The following is a 17,635-nucleotide window of genomic DNA, read 5'->3' on the forward strand; positions in this document are numbered from 1 at the left end:
CGGCAGCAAGAGATAAACCTACAGCACAACGGCCGGCAACGCAAATCGGACATCCACGAACACCACGAAAACCATTGAAAACACTGGACTCCACCGGCGTGTCGAAAACACGGGAAAAGCGGGCAAGGAACACCATCGCGCGGCAAAAGACCGTCGGAAAAACCTCAAAACACCCCACCGCAAGCCAACATCCGGGCGTGTCGGCACCACGTAAGGAACATATGAGGAATCCAACACCGCTTTACGAAGGCAAAAATAGACCTGGCCACACTGGAAGTGACATACGCAATGAAATACACGTTGAAATACAGCGAGGGCCGCCGACTGGGGAAAGCTGGCGGCCCTCGCTGTATTTCAGCTGCTATCTTCAGTTGTTATTCAGTTATTGATGTTGATCCACTAGAAGGAAACGAAATCAGGCGGGGATTTCAGCCTTGGCCGTCTTGTGATTCATGTAGCGCTTGATAGCCAGAGCCTCAAGTGCAATCACCAGAACAGCGGTCACGCCCCAAGCCACGTACATGGCGGTCTTCCAGATCGGGGTGGCGACCTTCGGCTCACCGTCTGCATACTGCCAGCTGTTGGCGGCGGTGTACAGAATGTTGTGAGCAGCGGTACGCATGGCCTTCACGGAGGTTGCGGACTTGTCGGTGATGTGGTTGGTGATCTTGGTGGTGGCCAGCATGGAATCGTTACCGTTACGAATCTCCTGATCGGCATTCTGGTAGCCGTAGCCGCCGAAATAATCGGTCAGGACGAAGCCCTTGAAGCCCCACTCGTCACGGAGCACGGTGTTCAGCAGGTTGTTAGAAGCGCCGGCATAGGTGTAACCGATGTAGTTGAAGGAGCTCATCACAGCCTGTGCGCCGCCTTCCTTCACGCTCATCTCGAACGGCTTCAGGTAGGTTTCGCGGATGGCCTGCTCGTTCGCCCACGTGCACACCATGTTGGTACGGTTGGTTTCCTGATCGTTCAGTGCGAAGTGCTTCATGAAGGAGTACACGCCCTTCTCCTTGGCGCCTGCGATCTCGTTGGATGCCATAACTCCGGAGAGCAGGGAATCCTCGGAGAAGTACTCGAAAGTACGGCCGGAGAATGCGCCACGGTGAATGTTCATAGCCGGAGCGTACCAACCAGCAACGTGCATGTCGTGAGCCATATCGCCAATCATCTCGCCGAATTGCTTGGCCAGATCTTTGTTCCAAGTGCAAGCGAATGCAGTGGAAGCCGGGAAGCCGATGGAGCCAATGCCGGTGAAGTTGTTGTTCAGCGAGGCCGGGCCGTCAGCGTCGATGAGCTGGATCTTGCCGACGGAGGAGACGGCCGGAGTGCCGTAGCCACCATTGGCGATGAGGTTGTCCATATCGTCGAAGGTCAACTGGTCGAGCAGCTTTTCCCAATCAGCGTCGTCGTAATCCTTGCCGTACATGTCGGCCAGACGGAGGCCATTCTTGGCACCGGTGGTCGGCATTTCGTCGGAATCATCGTCGTACTTGGTCGGATCGTAGTTGCCGTTGTTGGTGAAAGCAGCTTTGACTTCGTCGCTCATGGAGAAGTTGGTCGGAGCTGCGGTGGCTTCAGCGTAGTTCGCGAAGTGGTTGGCACGGGACAGATAAGTCACATCACCAGCGGCATAGTCGAACTGGTTGGTAGCCACGGTCTGATCATCGTTGTGGGTGTTCGACTCGGAATCGTAGGTGATGGTGTCAGCAACATTGATCTTCTCAGAATCGATCACATGATGGGAATCAGACTGGATGGAGATGGTGTAATCGCCCTTTTCAAGCACGTATGCCTTGGCGTTCTGGTAATCGTAAGAAGCCATGTCGTCATCATCGAACTCGATCTTCACAGTCTCAGAGGCGCCCGGCTCAAGCTTCTTGGTCTTCTCGAAAGCGACAAGGTTCTTGGAAGCCTTCTCGATGCCGCCATCGGTGTACGGCGGATTGTAGTAGACCTCAACAACGTCCTTGCCGGCGGTGTCGCCAGTGTTGGTGACGGTCACGTCGAACGTGACCTTGCCGTCCTTGTAGGAGACGTCGCCCATCTTCTGCTCGAAGCTGGTGTAGCTCAGGCCGTAACCGAACGGATAGATGACCGTGTCATCGTAATTGATCAGACCTTCATCGGCAGCAGTCTCGTAGAACTTGTAGCCCACGTAAATACCTTCGACATAGTTGACGAAGGACGGGAGCACAGTGGTTTCCTGACCGGTGAAGCCGGTGTACTTGGCGGCCAGATCGTCGACGTTATCGTAGACGAATGCGCCATCGGCACCAACGGAAGACGAGCTGGCAGCAGCTGCGCCATCAGTGTTGTTGAACACTGGAGTCTTGGTCAGATTCTTGACGAACGTGTCGGAAGTCTTGCCGGACGGGTTGGTTTCGCCAGCGAGCACGTCACCGAGTGCGGAGAAGCCGGTCTGGCCTGCAGGCGGGCACCACAGCACGGACTTGATCTGTGGATAGTTGCTCAGGAAGTCGAACTGGAAAGCATTTGCACCGTTATAGACGAGCGTGACCTTGCTGAAGTTCTTGGTGACCAGATCAAGCATGTCGCGCTCGGTCTTGCTCAGCTGCAGGAAGTGCTCGCCATCCTGGAAGTCGTCGTAGTCCTTGGAGTTGTTCTTGTAGGTGATAGTTTCGGCCTTCATGTTGGTCGGGAGGTCAGCGCCTTCGCCACCAACGCGGGTGAGCACCACAACAGCCTCATCAGAGAAGCTCTTGGCATCAGAGATCAAAGAATCGGAATACTGGTCGGCCGGAACCTCAGGTAGGGTCCAATCCTGGGACCACATAGCAACAACCGGGCGGTCAGCACGGTAGTCGGTGTACAGCTTGGTCAGGTCGGCGTTGGTTTCAAGACCAGCTTCCTTCATGCCGTCGAGCAGGGAAACGGTGTCGTACTGGTCAGACATGGAACCGGAGCCGGTGCCGCCATAAACCGGGTTGGTGGAACCCCAACCGAACACGTTGACCTTCTTGTTGCTCAACGGCAGGTTGGAATCATCGTTCTTCAGCATGGTGATAGCTTCCGACTGCACTTCCTTGGCCAGATCGTTAGCCTTGGAAACAGTAGCATCAGACAGCATGTACTTGGTGGCGGTCGCATTGTTGAGCAGCGTCGACAATGGACCGGACAGCATCATGGAAACCGCGACGACAATACCGACCAGCGCCACAAGCCAAGACTCGGAGTGGATGATCTTACGGGTCGCCACTTCCTTCACCGTCTTCTTATTGACGGCAAAAGTGATGATCAGCGCGAGCACAAATATTACGCCAATCGCAATCAGGTACGGCGTCAACGAACCAATAACGTTCATGACGTCAGCCATGTTGATCTGCAGCATGGTCTGCCTCCTCCTTGATTCTCATAACCAAACGACATACAGGCCCCGATTTCCTCATCGAAACCAAAAATCACGTAACGCTGCCCCGCACCGCATGATTTTCAGAAGTGAAGACACTTCTTCATGTCGATGTTTCAATTTCACCAAAATCCACGGAAAAAGCGGCCTGATTTTTCCTAGCCTGTCGTTTCGCGCGCATAATCTGCATGCCACTTGCGCATGCAAAACCACCGTTCGCGCACATATAGTCCTGTTGCATGATTGCGTATGCAACAATATGCATTTCTCCGCAGATTGTTGTAAATCCTTGCTTATCTTACTGAATATCGTTGCTATATTGCGTAAATCTCTGTTCTTAATCGAACGTTGGATGCACGATCGCGGTTTTTATGATGATTTCGGCACACTGCGGCGAGCTGCTTCAACGGCAACTGACGCAAGGCAAGTACCATGGGTTCCATGAGCGACTTAAGCGCATTGAATCTGGAGGCGGGCAGCCTCGTTGGCGGATACACGTTGATTTCACGGCTTGGATCGGGGGCGATGGGATCGGTATGGCGTGTGCGCGACGACGGCGGACACCAGTATGCGATGAAGATCTTGCGCGATTCCCTTGCCGAGGAAGATGCATCCGGCGAACGTTCCCGCGATCAGCTGACCGCACGCGAGCGTCTGCGCAGGGAGGCTATGGCGCTGCAGAAGGTGCGTCATCCGGGCGTGTGCGGCATTGTGGATATGGAATTGGATGATGCTCTGGCCTTCATTGTGACCGAGTTGATCGAGGGCAAGAATCTGCGTGAGGATGTGCGAGCCAACGGCAGGTATGTGGGCGACGATTTGGAGCGGTTGGGGCGCAAGCTGATCGAGGCGGTGAAGGCCGTGCATGCGGCCGGTATTGTGCACCGCGATATCAAACCGACGAATGTGATGGTGTCGAATACCGGACCGGTATTGGTGGATTTCGGTATTGCCATGGGCGAGGGCGAAAGTCATGTGACGCGCACGGGTTTGGTTATGGGCACGCCGGGATTCATCGCACCGGAGATCATTGATGGCGCGGAATCCGATGAGATGAGCGACTGGTGGTCAGTGGCGAGCGTGCTGGCGTTTGCCGCTACCGGCGAGCCGGTGTTCGGTACGAAGCCGATGATGACCGTGTTGGAGCGTGCCGCTGCGGGAAGCGCGAATTTGGCCGGGCTCCCGGCGGGAACCATGGCCGCGTTCCGTTCAGCGTTGAATCCGGATCGTACGAAACGTTGCACGCCCGACGAATTGTTGCAGGCGATTGCGTTGGATGCGTTGAATCCGCAAGCTTGGGATGCTGCAGATACTGCCAGTTCAGCTGCGGGCACACCGGAGGCGATGCCCCCTTTTGCTGAATCGCCTGACAATCCACGAGAGCTTTGGCGGGCGCTGGATCACGTAACGGGCGAAGACGCCATCGGCACACGCACCTTGCCGCAATTCGTTGAGGCCACGCAAACCATCGACGCCACCGGCACACGAGTACTTCCTGCCAATAGCGAAACCACCAGCGTATTGCCACGAGACACGTCGCAATCCACGCGGGTGATGCCTGTTCAGAATGCTTGGAATCCCGCCGAAGAGCAGACGCAGATCGATCCGATCATCAAACCTGCATTGCAACGCATCGCCAACCAGCGGCCGCCTGCCGTAATACCGAATGCATCGGTTGAAATGGCGCAAAACGCACGGAATGCGCAGGCAGCGCAAGCTGCGCAGCCAGGTGCCGCACCGGTCGTCTCAGCCTCGTCAATTACTCCAACTGCAGCAATCACCCCCGTTGCGCCGCTCAACCCGAATGCGCCGCAGCCACCGAATCCAGCCGATGTACTTCGTGGCGAGCTGTTGAGCCGAGGCACGCTCCTCTGCGCGCTCTTGGCCATTCCCGTAGCGCTATTCGGCTTGTTCTCGCCTTGGCTGGCATGGGCTGCGGGCGCACTGCTGGCTTGGCTGCTCACCACCATAGGCTTCAATATGGAAGCGCAGCTGGAACGCGAGGGACGCCGTGGAGGCAGCCGCAAAGCCTCTGATTGGTTCGCACGCGCCGCCACATTGCCTTGGCATGTGCTCAAGGGGCTGGGTTATGCGGTGCCGCGCGCATTGATCATGGCTGCGATCGCCGCATTGGGATTGGCGATCGCCACAGTCGCATTGCAATTGCCGTTCACCATGGTGGATACCGCAATATTCGGATTCACGATTCCACTGCCGACTTGGATTGAAGGACCGGTTTCGCAAAGCGGCGTCGTCCAGGCTGGTTGCTGCGCCATCGGTTGGCTGGTCTCCGCCCTCACTCCGGGAGCTCTGGTGTTGCGATTGGGAGCTGGAACGCTACGTGGTCGCCCGAAATCCAGCACTCCTGCGGAATCCATATGAAATGTAGCGAAAACCAAGAATCGGCAAACGTTTGCAATCCTCAGAAAAACGTCAGACAATCGCACGTAGTATGGCAACATAAGCTTTTACGAAATACTTCATTCAGCAATAACGCGCCCACACTACTATGGTGCGCAGCAAACGATGAAACATCGAAAGGAATGTGGATGGCCCAGAACAGTAAGGATGCGCAGAAGCGCGCCAGCCGCGCCGAGCGTAGGGCCGCTGAGGCCGCGGCCATGAAGGCCCGCGCCGAACAGATGGAAAAGGAACGCAAGCAGCAGACCATCATCGGTGCCATCGTGGTGGCCGTACTGGTGATCCTGGTGGCGATCGGCGCGTTCACCGTGTATCACAACATGCACAAGAATGCCGAAACCCAAGCTTCCACCCAAACCGTGGAAGAGGCATACGACAAGCTGCAGAAGGCCGAGAACACGCCAAAGCTCGTCGACAACAAGGGCGGATTGCTGATTTCGAAGGATGGCTACGGCAAGTCTGTCGAAGGCGCTCCGACGGTTGCGATCTACATGGATTTCCTGTGCCCCGGTTGCGGCAATCTGCATCGTCAGCTTGATGCGGATCTGCAGAAGATGGTCGACGCCGGTCAGATCAATCTTGACTTGCATTTCATGGCGTTCATGGACAAATGGTCCACTGACGAATATTCAAGCCGTGCCGCGAATGCCGCAATCTACCTGGCCGAACATGACAGCAATCCAACGCATCTGATCACGTTCATGGAAAAAATGTACGCCGAGGATTTCCAGCCTGAGGAAAGCTCTAACTACAAGTCAGTCAGCGATGATCAGATCAAGAAGCAGATGATCGCTTCCGGCGTTTCCGAAGAGGTTGCCGACAAGGCGTTCGGCCGTGACTACCAGGATTGGCTCGACGCCATCGATGCCTATACGCCGAAGCGTTCCGAACTGTGGAACACGTCCGGAAACTACAAGGGCAGCATGACCACCCCAACGGTGACCATCAACGGCAAGTTCTGGGATATGAACCAGCTGAGCACCGCGCAGGAGACCATCAAGGAAGGTCTGCTGGAGGCCATTGGAATCAAGTCAGACGATATTGGAAAGGAAGGCGTGATGCCCTCCATCGGCTCCGACAAGGATCCGATCTCCAACACCACTGGTAAGTGATCGGCCCTCCTACTCAATCCTCATAATCGAAAAATAATAGCCCCCTACTCGCCAGCGTGCCAGCCAAAGCGCAGTTCCAAGTTGACGGCATCGGGCACGCTGGTTATGCTATTCAATCGTTGCCGTTTTTATGCATTATGCTAGAAAGCGGCACAAGCCTCCTTAGCTCAGATGGCCAGAGCGGCCGCCTTGTAAGCGGCAGGTCGTCGGTTCGATCCCGACAGGAGGCTCGAAACCCGTTTTGACGGGCTTTAACCTCTTACCATGGGTAAGTGATCCAGAAGTCTTCCCCCAACTTATGGCTTCTGGTAACCGGACAAGGCTTCCCCCAACCTGCCTTGTCCGGACAGGGGGCAGGATATCCCCTTCTCTCCTGCCCCCTTTTTCTTTATTCCTTTTCCTCAAAAATGTGGCGGTATAGATAAAACCAGCGGGAACCATGCCACTCGTCCCGATCTGACCGTTACAATGACGGCGATGTAGGCAGTCGCTGGAAAGAGGACGTATGACAAGAAGGTGGACCCCCCGGAGATTTGTGACGCTTCGGCGTGTTCGTGTGACGGCATGCGTGGTCTCATTGACGCTCGCCTCGACGCTCGCATTCGGCGTAGGCGCGCGCAAAACCGTAGCTCTGACCATCGATGGCAAAACCACCACAGTAACCACATACGCGATGAGTGTCGACCGTCTGCTGCAAGAGCGTGGCGTGAAAGTCAAAACGCATGATCTTGTGGAATCCACCAGCCCCACCAGCATGCTGAACAACCATGACGTGGTGACTGTACGAAGCGCCTACCAGACCACCATCACCATCAACGGGCAGGAAGTACCTTTCTGGACAGTGGCGACCAGCGCGGATCAGCTAATCGGCTTTTTCGAACAAAATGAAGCAGACGCGGCAAAAGTCACCGTCAATATCGACAACGTGTACAACAAACTCACCGGCGGACTGATCATCAACCAAAACGGGCCGGTCACCGTCATCGCAGACGGGCAAAGCTCCGCAGCACCAAATGGCAAACTGCCGGCGGCCTCCATTCTTGACTCCAAAGGCATCACGCTGAACAAGGAGGATCGCGTCAGCGTCGAAAAAGACAACGGCGAAACGATCCTGCGCGTCCGCCGCGTGACGCACGGCGAGGAGACACGCACGAAAGCGGTGCCATTCGGCACGCAAACCATCATCGATCCCAGTCTGCAGCCTGGCGAAGTCGTAGTCAGGCAGGAAGGCGAGGAAGGCGAAATCCAGCAAACGTACGACGTCACGTATGTGGATGGCGAGAAGGAAAGCGAGACGCTGACCAACGAAACAACCACGAAAATCGCCCTTGACCGGATCATCGCAGTAGGACCGGCAGCATCTTCCGACGATTCTGGTTCTGGTGGCGGATCCGGCAATTCCGGAGATACCGGCAATGCCGACAATTCCGGGAAAAAGGATAATTCCGGAAAGAACGATAATTCGGATAAGAACAACAATTCCGATAATTCCGACAAGAAAAACGATTCGAACAATAATTCCGATAATACGAACAATTCGGGCGACAACAATAAAGACGACAGCAAGAAAGACGATTCCGGATCAAAAACGGACCCGGATCCGACGCCAACTCCGGACCCGGCCCCCACACCGGATCCGACACCGACGCCCACCCCGACACCGCAACCTTCCGATCCTTCGGCAGGATGCCGCCTCTACCACCCTTCCCCCGCGCAGGCACAGGCCTACGCAGCCGGAGCCGCGGCGCAATATGGCTGGACCGGGCAAAACTGGACCGATCTGGTGAAACTGTGGACGCGCGAATCAAGCTGGCTGTGGTATGCGGAAAACGCATCTTCCGGAGCTTACGGCATCCCGCAATCGCTTCCAGGCAGCAAAATGGCGGCATTCGGCGCAAACTGGCGTAACGATGCGGCCGTACAGATCGACTGGGGTCTAAGCTACATCGCGCAACGATACGGCAACCCATCGAAGGCATGGGAGCATTCCGAGCAAGTCGGATGGTATTAAACAACGCCGATCGCAACAATACGCAAACGTAACAACACACACTTTTTCATACCAGTTGAACGGATAATGAGGTAATGACAGAAAACGCGAACGAAACCAACGAAACCGACGAAACTGTGCAAGGCCACCTGTTGGGGGCTGCTGACATTCGCCGTATCGCAGCCGAGGCCGGTATCAGCCCGACAAAAAAATTCGGGCAGAATTTCGTAATCGACCCGGGCACGGTTCGTCGTATCGTGCGCGAGGCGGGTGTGACCGCCGACGATCACGTGCTGGAAGTCGGACCTGGATTGGGTTCACTGACATTGGCGATTTTGGAAACCGGTGCAACGATGACCGCCGTGGAGATCGACCCGCCCGTTGCGGAACGACTGCCTGGCACCATCGCCGAATTCATGCCGGACGCGGTGGATCGTTTCCGTGTAGTCAACCGTGACGCCTTGACCGTAACGCCGGAAAATCTGCCTGATTTCAATAATGACGATTCGTTCACACTCGTAGCAAATCTGCCATACAACGTGGCCACGCCGATTCTGCTGACGTTGCTGGAACGTTTTGACAATCTCGGAACTTTTCTGGTGATGGTGCAGAAGGAAGTCGCGGACCGACTGAGTGAAAAACCCGGTTCAAAGATCTACGGCACTCCAAGCGTGAAGCTCGCATGGTACGGCACCGCGGAACGTGTGGGCATTATCGGGCGCAATGTGTTCTGGCCGGCGCCGAATGTGGATTCCGCGCTGGTGCTGTTCAAACGATACGAGGGCGGGCACACGCCTTCCGCCAACAATCCCGACGGTTCCGTGGTGGACCGCGAAACCGTGTTCCGTCTCATCGACGCCGCATTTGGGCAGCGACGCAAAACCCTGCATGCCGCGTTGAAGAAAATCGTACCTTCCGAAGCGTTTGAGCGGGCAGGCATCGATCCGACGCGACGCGGCGAGACGCTTACCATCGACGAATTCGTGGCACTGGCACGAGCCATGGGCGAGGTGCCGGAAGCATGAGCGGCAACGGCAACGCAATCAACACGGTCAGTGTGGACTGCCCGGCGAAAACGAATCTGACCTTGCACGTAGGCAAGCCACGCAGCGAATGGGGCGGCCGGCACGAGCTGGACACCATTTACTGCGCCGTCAGCGTGTACGACACCGTCACCGCCAGCCGCAAAAAACCTGGATCCGGGTTTTCACTGAACCTCGAAGGCGCCTATCTTGGCGACCTGGCCTCCTCAGGCAACGATATGCGACGCAACCACGCAGTACTTGCCCTGTTCGCTTTGGCCGAGGCGAGCGGCCATGAACCGGATGTGGCGTTGAACATCGAAAAACGCATTCCCGTCGGCGCAGGCATGGCGGGTGGTTCCGCGGATGCGGCTGCCACGATTTTGGCGTTGAACACGCTATGGAATCTTGATTGGCCCATCGAACGGTTGCAGCAGGTTGCCGCCACATTAGGCGCGGATATGCCGTTCTGTCTGACCGGAGGCTACGCGCGAGGCACAGGCTTCGGCGAGCAGATCGAACAGCTCAGCGAGTACAGCGACGACGTGCGAAATCTGACGAGACAGGGTTTTGCAGGCCGCCTGCTGGTCGGCGCATATCAGGCGGAACTGCGCACGCCGGAAGTGTATGCCATGTTCGACCAAATCGGCGCCGACCCGGGAGACAACAATCATCTGCAACAAGCGGCGATCTCACTGCACCCACGTAGCGGACAGGCGATTGACGAAGCATTGCGAGCAGGCGCAAAGCAAGCGTTCGTCTCCGGATCCGGCCCTTCCGTAATCGCATTCGTACCAACCGACGATGCCGCACACGCGGTGCAGTCGGCATGGCAGGAAAGCCGTTGCGTCGACCGCATCATCGCCACCAAGGCACCGGCCCATCCGATTGTGCATATCATCGCGTAACAGTAAGGTTGAAGTCAACAGATTTTTTGGAGAAGGACTCGTACATGACTCAGGCTAACGATGAGCGCGCCGCGCGCAAACAGTACATTCGCCGCCGTCAAAAGGTGGCGTTCACCATAACTGGCGCCATTTTGACGGTCGCATTGGTGACTTCCCTGCTGTTCTTCTTCCATGTTGGAGGATTGGGCAGGGTCAAGTCGGCTGCAGTACAACCGAATTACGGCCAGCAGGCTCCTTGCGCCACCCAGGAACAGGACGGAAGCAACGGCAAATACGTGGAGAACCGCAACATCACCGTGCGCGTGCTCAACGGCACTGAATTCTCCGGCTTCGCACAAGCCGTCAGCAGCGCGCTACAGAATCGCGAGTTCAACACCCAGGCCGCCGGCAACTACACCAGTTCCCAGGTGGAGCGCACGATGATCATCTTCGGCAAGAACGCCGTTAATCAGGCGTACACGGTGAACAGCAACTTCACCGACGCGAAAATGGTGATGGACGATCGCGAGGATATGCTGATCGACGTTGTGGTTGGCGCAACCTTCGACAATCTGCAGGATCAAAAGCAAGTGCCGACCGCCGGCAAGAAGATCGAAAGCTTCGAAGGATGCGTTACCGTCGACAAGATGGCCGACGTGCAGAAGGCCCCCGAACACGACGCCGTGTGATTTGCAGATTTTTTTGATTTGCAGATTCTTGGATTGACCTCGCGATTTTCATTTTCTGACCTCATGATTTCGATTTTTTACTGAAAATCAAGATCATGAGGTCAGTTTGCAAATCGTGAGGTCAGAAGGCGGATTATTCGGCCTGCTGTTCCTCGTACCAACGGTTCAACTCGGCAACAGCAACATCACGCTCGACCGGGCCGTTATCGAGACGATATTCCAGCATGTGCTTGTACGCCTTGCCAACCAGCGGTCCCGGTTCAATGCCGAGCAGCTGCATGATTTCGTCACCGTTCAGATCAGGGCGGATCGCGTCGAAATCCTCCTTCTCCTTCAGATCGCGCACGCGCTGTTCCATCTCGTCCATCGCCGACGAGAACACCATGGCCTTGCGCTTGTTCTGCGTGGTCGCGTCGGCACGCGTCAGGCGGTTCAAACGCTCGTACAGCGGGCCTGCGTCTTTGACGTAACGGCGGACCGCGGAATCCGTCCACGGCTCCTCCACGTATCCATGGAAACGCAAGTGAAGGTTGACCAGTTCGCTGACGTCCTCGACCATATGATGATCGAAATGCAATGCCTTAAGGCGCTTGCGGGTCATTTTCGCGCCGACCGCATCATGATGATGGAAACTCACCTTGCCGCCCGATTCGAAACGACGCGTCTTCGGCTTGCCGATATCGTGCATGAGCGCGGCAAGACGCAACGTCAGGTCTGGAGCTGGCACAGGACCGTCCGGGCCGGTTTCGAGAGCGACAGCACGATCAATGACGATCATGGTGTGCTCGAACACGTCCTTATGACGATGATGTTCGTCGATTTCGAGCTGCAATGCCGGAATTTCCGGGAAGACGATATCCGCAAGACCGGAATCGACCAGCGCTTCGATACCTGCACGCGGTCGATCGGACAGCAGCATTTTGACCAGTTCGTCACGTACGCGCTCGGCGGAAACGATTTCAATGCGATCGACCATGTCGGTCAACGCTTCGGCGGTTTCCGGTTCGATGCGGAAGCCCAGTTGCGCCACGAAACGCACGGCGCGCATCATGCGCAGCGGATCGTCATCGAACGACTGGCGAGGATCGACCGGCGTGCGCAACACGCCCTTGGCCAAATCGTTCGCACCGCCGAACGGATCGACAAATTCCAGTTCGGGCACGCGCAATGCCATGGCGTTCACCGTGAAATCACGGCGGGAAAGATCGCCTTCCAGCGTGTCGCCATAATTAACTTCCGGCTTGCGCGAGTCGGGGTCATACGTGTCGGAACGGTAAGTCGTTACCTCAACCTGCACTTCCGTGCCATCCTCGCGACGGCGCATCGCACCCAGCGTACCGAATTTGCGTCCCATATCCCAAAAGCCATCACGCCCAAAACGGCGCAAAATATGTTCAAACTGCTCAGGACGCGCCGACGTGCAAAAATCCAAATCATGCGATTTACGATGCAACAGCAGGTCCCGGACGGGACCTCCCACCAACGCCAATTCATAGCCTTCCGCGGCGAACATACGCCCTAATTCAATGGCCTCTGGCCACACTTCGAAGTTCACGCCATCCCTTTCCGACACCACAAGTTTCTGCCTTACTAGCATACCGTTACCCCACCTGCACACAGAATTGAGTATGGTTGGAATCATGATTACGCCCGCAGACCTTGCACGCATGCTTGCCCATGCTGCGGACGACCATACCCAAAATCCGATGGAATCGGACAAACTGCTGTACACATCGCAGTCCGTTTCCTTGCGGCAAGAGACCATCATCACGCCCAGCGCACCCACCCCAGCAATGATGCCGCAACGGCGCGCCACAGACGGTCCGACCACATTCGCCTCGCTCGACGCGCAGGAACTGCCGGTGGTACGCGAATATTCGGCGGGCGGTCTCGTGTTCGATGACAAGGGCCGTGTGGCGATCATCGCACGTCATTCACGCAGCGGGCATTTGGAATGGTGCCTGCCGAAAGGTCATATCGAAAAAGGCGAGACACCGCAGCAAACCGCCGTTCGCGAAGTACATGAGGAAACCGGCATTTTGGGTGAAGTGGTCGATTCCATCGCTACCATCGACTACTGGTTCACGGGAACCAGCCAGCGCGTGCACAAGCTGGTGCATCACTTCGCATTGCGCCAGATCGGCGGCGAGCTGACGGTGGAAGGCGACCCGGACCATGAGGCAGAAGACGCGATTTGGGTGGATTTTGCTGATTTGGACGACGTTCTCAGCTACCCGAACGAACGAAAGATAGCATGGTTGTACGCAAGGAAACTCAACAGACAGGCGTGAAGGTGAATCAACCCGCACAACGGAACGTTCCGCACGGCATACGTGCTCTTTCGGCAATCCTCGCCATGGTCATGACCATGGCGTTGATGTTGTTATACGCACCTACGCCACATGCCAAAGCCGAAGAAACACAGGAAACACAATCGGGAGCCATGCTGTCAATCGACTCCTCCACAGCCGTGCTGACAGACACTTCCGGCTATCATCTGAGCGCAACGGTGACCAACACCACAGATCAGGAAATCCCATCGGGCACGCTGACCCTCGCCATGAACGCCTTCTACACGTTCGTGTCGCGCAACGATATCCAGGAATGGTCGGAAGGCATCGGGCAGATCCCAACGCCCAATATCGTGGGCCAAAGCGAGGTTCCCGCGCTTCAGCCGGGAGCTTCAGCGAACGTGCGCATCGACGCGGAATCAAGCCAAGAGGCACTGGCATCCATCAACTCCTGGGGTCCCAAGCCCATCACTCTCAGCTATGAGGCCGGCGGAGTCCAGCAAGACAAAGCACACACTTTCGCAACACGGACCGGAGCTGGAATCAATACCCCCGACGCGCCCGCGATGAATATCACCATCGTGCAGCCGCTCGAAGCGCAAGGATGGACCACCGACAACACCATGCTGGAACAGCTCGTCAACAAAGGTGGCGTCACTTCCGCAGAACTTTCGAAAATCGCCGTTCCCGGCAAAGAAGACGAGGCACGACTCAAGTCGCTGGAACAGACGTTCACCAAGCATGACAAACTGCAGGTGGTGGCCGATCCGACCTATCTGAAGGCGATGCCGATGCCGACGCAAGTCGACGGCATCACGCAACCGGCCCTATTCGACATCACCGCCTATTCCGCGCTGAACGACAGCAAAACCTATGATTCGGCAAGCGTCGGCACCTCGCAATGGAACGCCGAACAGGCCTTGGAAAACTATCAATCGGCGTTGGGCGACCCGAACGCAAGTATGACCACGTATGCATGGCAGGGCACCGGCAATTGGACGATCGAGGCGCTCACGAAAGCCAAGCAGCAGGGGTACGACACCGTCATCGCCACGCATGATTTCGAAGAGAACGATGCGGCTACCGCAGAAACAGGCAAGGCCATAGTGGCCACCGACGCGGGCGACGTCACCGTACTGACCGCGCAAAGCGTGCTTTCCAACCTTGCACAGGGCAAGGCGACCAGTGCCGACGCCGAAGCGGATGGCGAGGGAACAACGGCCGGGCGTCTCGCACGATTCGTCGCGCAAAGCGCGTTCTACCAAATGGAACAGCCGTATGCGGAACGCAACCTGCTGGTCTGCCTAAACGACAATTCCGACCCAGCCGTCGTGGATGCGCTGATGACGGACGTCGAACAATCGCCGTGGCTGAACATCACCGATCTGAACACATTAAGCAACGCCGACCCCGCCTTGAGCGATGACGATGCGGCCGCGATCGTACCACAATCCGACGGAATCAATGATGCGACACAAGCCAATCTCAGGCAGACGCTCAACACGCTGGCAGCCTCGACAAGCGACATCAAACGATTCAACGCGTCCATCCTCACCGACGTCGCCGACGATGCCAAGCAGTCCCCCGCAGGCCTCAAAGCGTGGCGCAGACAGCTCGTCAACGCGCACGGCATCATGGCCCTGCACGCGCTAGGCGGCGAAAATCCAGCCGGAAGCACCATGGTGGAAGGAGCCGGGCAACTGGCGTCCCTGCTCATCAACGGAGTGACCATCACACCGACGGAAAACGTCAACGTGGTCAGCGAAACCGCGCAAATGCCCGTTACCATCAGCAACAGCCACCCCTATCCGGTCACGGTAAAAGTCTCATCATTGACCAACTCCATGCAGATTGTCACTTCGCGTTTCGACACCGTGGAGGTACCCGCAAACGGCGAAGCCCAAGTGGCATTCATCATCCGTGTGGCCACCTCCGGCACCGCGGACGCCACACTCAGCCTGCAGGACAGGCAGGGCATCGCATTCGGAGCGACACAAACCACCCACATCACCAGCGCATTGCAAATCAGCGACAAAACCGGCTTCATCATCATCGGCATCGCCGTGCTGCTTGGAGCTTTGGGACTGTGGCGCCAATTCCACCGTAAGAAGGATCCCGACGAATGAGTTCTTCCGTTGGCCGTAATTCACTGATCATGGCCTCCGGCACCGCGGCCTCGCGCGTGACCGGGCAAATCCGTACCATTCTGCTCGCCTGGGCTTTAGGCACCACCGGCTATGCGGCAAACGCCTACCAGGCCGGGTCCATGATTCCGCAGGTCATCTACACCCTGGTTTCCGGCGGTATTTTCAACGCCGTGCTCGTGCCGCAGATCGTGCGCACGTTGAAGGCGAAAGACGCCGAAACCAAGCTCAACAGGCTCATCACGCTCGCCATCACCATGTTGTTGGCGGTGACGATTCTGATGGCGCTGTGCACGCCACTGCTCACCAGACTGTATGTGAACGGCGGCCCGGAAACCATGGCGTTGGCAACCTCGTTCACTTTGTGGTGCATGCCCCAGATCTTCTTCTACGGCCTGTATACGGTGATCGGTCAGATTCTCGCAGCCAAAGACCATTTCACCGCGTATGCGTGGAGTTCGGTGGGTGCGAACATCATCAGCTGCATCGGCTTCGGCACATTCATCGCATTGTTCGGCCGCGCCACGGAGCATCCGCTTGATTTCTGGACCGCCGACAAAATCGCTTTGACGGCCGGAACATGGACATTGGGCGTGGCATTCCAAGCGTTGGTGCTGTTCATTCCGCTGACCAAAATCGGATTGAAATACCGCCCGCAATTCGGGCTTCGCGGCATCGGCTTGCGTTCGATGGGACCGGTCGCAGCTTGGAGCGTCGGCATTGTCGTAATCGACCAGCTCGCCAATATCGTAATCACGCGCACGTCCACCAACGCGCCGATGCTCGCGCAGCAGCAGTTCGGCATCAATCCGCTCGATGTGGCCGGCAATGCCTCATACCAGAACGCGTACACGATTTACATGCTGCCATATTCGCTGATTGCCGTTTCGCTTGCAACCGCGATTTTCCCGAAAATATCCCGTGCGATCGCCGACCATAATATCGCCGAAGCGCGCACCGATTTAAGCCAGGCAATGCGCAATATGGGCGTGATCATGTGTTATTTCTCGGTCGCTCTCGTAGTGATGCCCGTTCCGATCATTCTCGCGTTGCTGCCGTCTGTGAGCGTCAGAGAGGCGATTCTTATGGCGGGACCGTTGGTCACGCTTGGCGTGGGACTTCCGTTTGCCAGCGCGTATCTGATTATCCAGCGCACGTTCTATGCATTCGAAGACGGCAAATCGCCGTTCATTTTCATGCTGTTCGCCATGGGCATTCAAGCGGTAGGCGTGATAATCGGCGCGAAGCTACTTCCCCCTACCGAATGGACGACAATGATCGGCACGGTAGGAGCCATAAGCTACATACTGCCGATTCCCATCCTGTATGTCATGTTGCGCAAACGTTTCGAAAACAATATCGACGGTCCGCGCATAGCCATCTCGTATCTGAAATCGATTGGCGCGGCAGCAGCTGCCATGCTCATCGGCGTGATGGCACGTGACAGCGTCTACCAGCTCGTCGGCGCCCAGATCGGAGCGGTGGACGGTCATATGAACTGGATTCAGGCAGTGGTGTGCGCTGCGCTGTTGACCATAGTGACTTTCATCGTTTACGCGGGCATGTTGCGGCTGCTGCGTTCCGAGGAATTCGACGAGGCGATCGTACTGCTTTCCTCACGTATTCCCGGACTTCGCAAGCCGACCAGCCCCAACGATAGACTGGAGCAAGGCGACGCCGAAAACGGCGAGTGACCATAGGCAGAACAA

12 protein-coding genes and 1 tRNA gene are annotated in these 17,635 nt (G+C 56.7%); 11 read left to right on the top strand and 2 right to left on the bottom strand.

Features of this window, described 5'->3' with window-relative positions:
- Positions 1 to 389 (top strand): hypothetical protein (locus WMO36_RS02870; protein ID WP_349076711.1); only part of this gene is annotated, 389 nt, incomplete at its 5' end.
- A gap of 26 nt (positions 390 to 415) precedes the next feature.
- On the opposite strand, the gene WMO36_RS02875 is transcribed toward WMO36_RS02870, so the two are convergent.
- Positions 416 to 3,352 carry a glycoside hydrolase family 3 N-terminal domain-containing protein gene (locus tag WMO36_RS02875; RefSeq protein WP_302146852.1) on the bottom strand — a complete coding sequence of 979 codons (2,937 nt, stop codon included), beginning with the start codon at positions 3,350 to 3,352 and terminating at the stop codon, positions 416 to 418.
- 450 nt (positions 3,353 to 3,802) lie between these two features.
- Here WMO36_RS02875 and WMO36_RS02880 point away from each other — a divergent pair, with 450 nt between their 5' ends.
- The 7 genes from WMO36_RS02880 (at position 3,803) to WMO36_RS02910 (ending at position 11,491) form a co-directional block, all read left to right on the top strand.
- The gene (locus WMO36_RS02880) at positions 3,803 to 5,752 is read left to right on the top strand and encodes a serine/threonine-protein kinase (RefSeq protein WP_349076714.1); all 1,950 of its coding nucleotides are present in this window, start codon (positions 3,803 to 3,805) and stop codon (positions 5,750 to 5,752) included.
- Positions 5,753 to 5,919: 167 nt separating this feature from the next.
- Positions 5,920 to 6,903 (top strand): DsbA family protein, encoded by a 984-nt coding sequence (locus WMO36_RS02885; protein WP_099571570.1) that lies wholly within the window; start codon positions 5,920 to 5,922, stop codon positions 6,901 to 6,903.
- Positions 6,904 to 7,059: 156 nt separating this feature from the next.
- A tRNA-Thr gene (locus WMO36_RS02890) sits at positions 7,060 to 7,133 on the top strand.
- A 275-nt stretch (positions 7,134 to 7,408) separates the two neighbouring features.
- Entirely contained in the window at positions 7,409 to 8,914 is a 1,506-nt protein-coding gene (locus WMO36_RS02895; protein ID WP_302146849.1) for an aggregation-promoting factor C-terminal-like domain-containing protein, read from the top strand.
- A gap of 74 nt (positions 8,915 to 8,988) precedes the next feature.
- Entirely contained in the window at positions 8,989 to 9,918 is a 930-nt protein-coding gene (gene rsmA, locus WMO36_RS02900; RefSeq protein WP_099571572.1) for a 16S rRNA (adenine(1518)-N(6)/adenine(1519)-N(6))-dimethyltransferase RsmA, read from the top strand.
- Positions 9,915 to 10,823, top strand: coding sequence for a 4-(cytidine 5'-diphospho)-2-C-methyl-D-erythritol kinase (locus tag WMO36_RS02905; protein WP_302695015.1), 909 nt, complete (start codon positions 9,915 to 9,917; stop codon positions 10,821 to 10,823). Before rsmA ends, WMO36_RS02905 begins: the two co-directional genes overlap by 4 nt.
- A gap of 44 nt (positions 10,824 to 10,867) precedes the next feature.
- On the top strand, positions 10,868 to 11,491 hold the full coding sequence (locus WMO36_RS02910) for a LytR C-terminal domain-containing protein (protein ID WP_099571574.1): 624 nt from the start codon (positions 10,868 to 10,870) through the stop codon (positions 11,489 to 11,491).
- 133 nt (positions 11,492 to 11,624) lie between these two features.
- Here WMO36_RS02910 and WMO36_RS02915 read toward each other — a convergent pair whose 3' ends face one another.
- A complete protein-coding gene (locus tag WMO36_RS02915) occupies positions 11,625 to 13,046 on the bottom strand; it encodes a CCA tRNA nucleotidyltransferase (protein ID WP_099571665.1) in 1,422 nt (473 codons plus the stop codon).
- 73 nt (positions 13,047 to 13,119) lie between these two features.
- Here WMO36_RS02915 and WMO36_RS02920 point away from each other — a divergent pair, with 73 nt between their 5' ends.
- Genes WMO36_RS02920 through murJ form a run of 3 tightly spaced genes read left to right on the top strand, consistent with a single transcriptional unit; the run spans position 13,120 to position 17,620 of the window.
- The gene (locus WMO36_RS02920) at positions 13,120 to 13,782 is read left to right on the top strand and encodes an NUDIX hydrolase (RefSeq protein ID WP_180753446.1); all 663 of its coding nucleotides are present in this window, start codon (positions 13,120 to 13,122) and stop codon (positions 13,780 to 13,782) included.
- Complete coding sequence (locus WMO36_RS02925; protein WP_349076718.1) at positions 13,746 to 15,908, top strand: DUF6049 family protein; 2,163 nt, start codon at positions 13,746 to 13,748, stop codon at positions 15,906 to 15,908. Before WMO36_RS02920 ends, WMO36_RS02925 begins: the two co-directional genes overlap by 37 nt.
- Entirely contained in the window at positions 15,905 to 17,620 is a 1,716-nt protein-coding gene (gene murJ, locus WMO36_RS02930; protein ID WP_349076720.1) for a murein biosynthesis integral membrane protein MurJ, read from the top strand. The genes WMO36_RS02925 and murJ overlap by 4 nt, the downstream gene beginning before the upstream one ends.
- Positions 17,621 to 17,635 lie beyond the last annotated feature (15 nt).

This window comes from Bifidobacterium hominis (genome assembly GCF_040095915.1).
Taxonomy (GTDB): Bacteria; Actinomycetota; Actinomycetes; order Actinomycetales; family Bifidobacteriaceae; genus Bifidobacterium; species Bifidobacterium hominis.

Excerpts from the sequence above, each read along its gene's own strand:
- WMO36_RS02880 (WP_349076714.1), top strand. The coding sequence starts at position 3,803 with ATGGGTTCCATGAGCGACTTAAGCGCATTGAATCTGGAGGCGGGCAGC.
- murJ (WP_349076720.1), top strand. The coding sequence starts at position 15,905 with ATGAGTTCTTCCGTTGGCCGTAATTCACTGATCATGGCCTCCGGCACC.
- WMO36_RS02910 (WP_099571574.1), top strand. The coding sequence starts at position 10,868 with ATGACTCAGGCTAACGATGAGCGCGCCGCGCGCAAACAGTACATTCGC.
- rsmA (WP_099571572.1), top strand. The coding sequence starts at position 8,989 with ATGACAGAAAACGCGAACGAAACCAACGAAACCGACGAAACTGTGCAA.
- WMO36_RS02875 (WP_302146852.1), bottom strand. The coding sequence starts at position 3,352 with ATGCTGCAGATCAACATGGCTGACGTCATGAACGTTATTGGTTCGTTG.
- WMO36_RS02895 (WP_302146849.1), top strand. The coding sequence starts at position 7,409 with ATGACAAGAAGGTGGACCCCCCGGAGATTTGTGACGCTTCGGCGTGTT.
- WMO36_RS02885 (WP_099571570.1), top strand. The coding sequence starts at position 5,920 with ATGGCCCAGAACAGTAAGGATGCGCAGAAGCGCGCCAGCCGCGCCGAG.
- WMO36_RS02905 (WP_302695015.1), top strand. The coding sequence starts at position 9,915 with ATGAGCGGCAACGGCAACGCAATCAACACGGTCAGTGTGGACTGCCCG.
- WMO36_RS02925 (WP_349076718.1), top strand. The coding sequence starts at position 13,746 with ATGGTTGTACGCAAGGAAACTCAACAGACAGGCGTGAAGGTGAATCAA.
- WMO36_RS02920 (WP_180753446.1), top strand. The coding sequence starts at position 13,120 with ATGGTTGGAATCATGATTACGCCCGCAGACCTTGCACGCATGCTTGCC.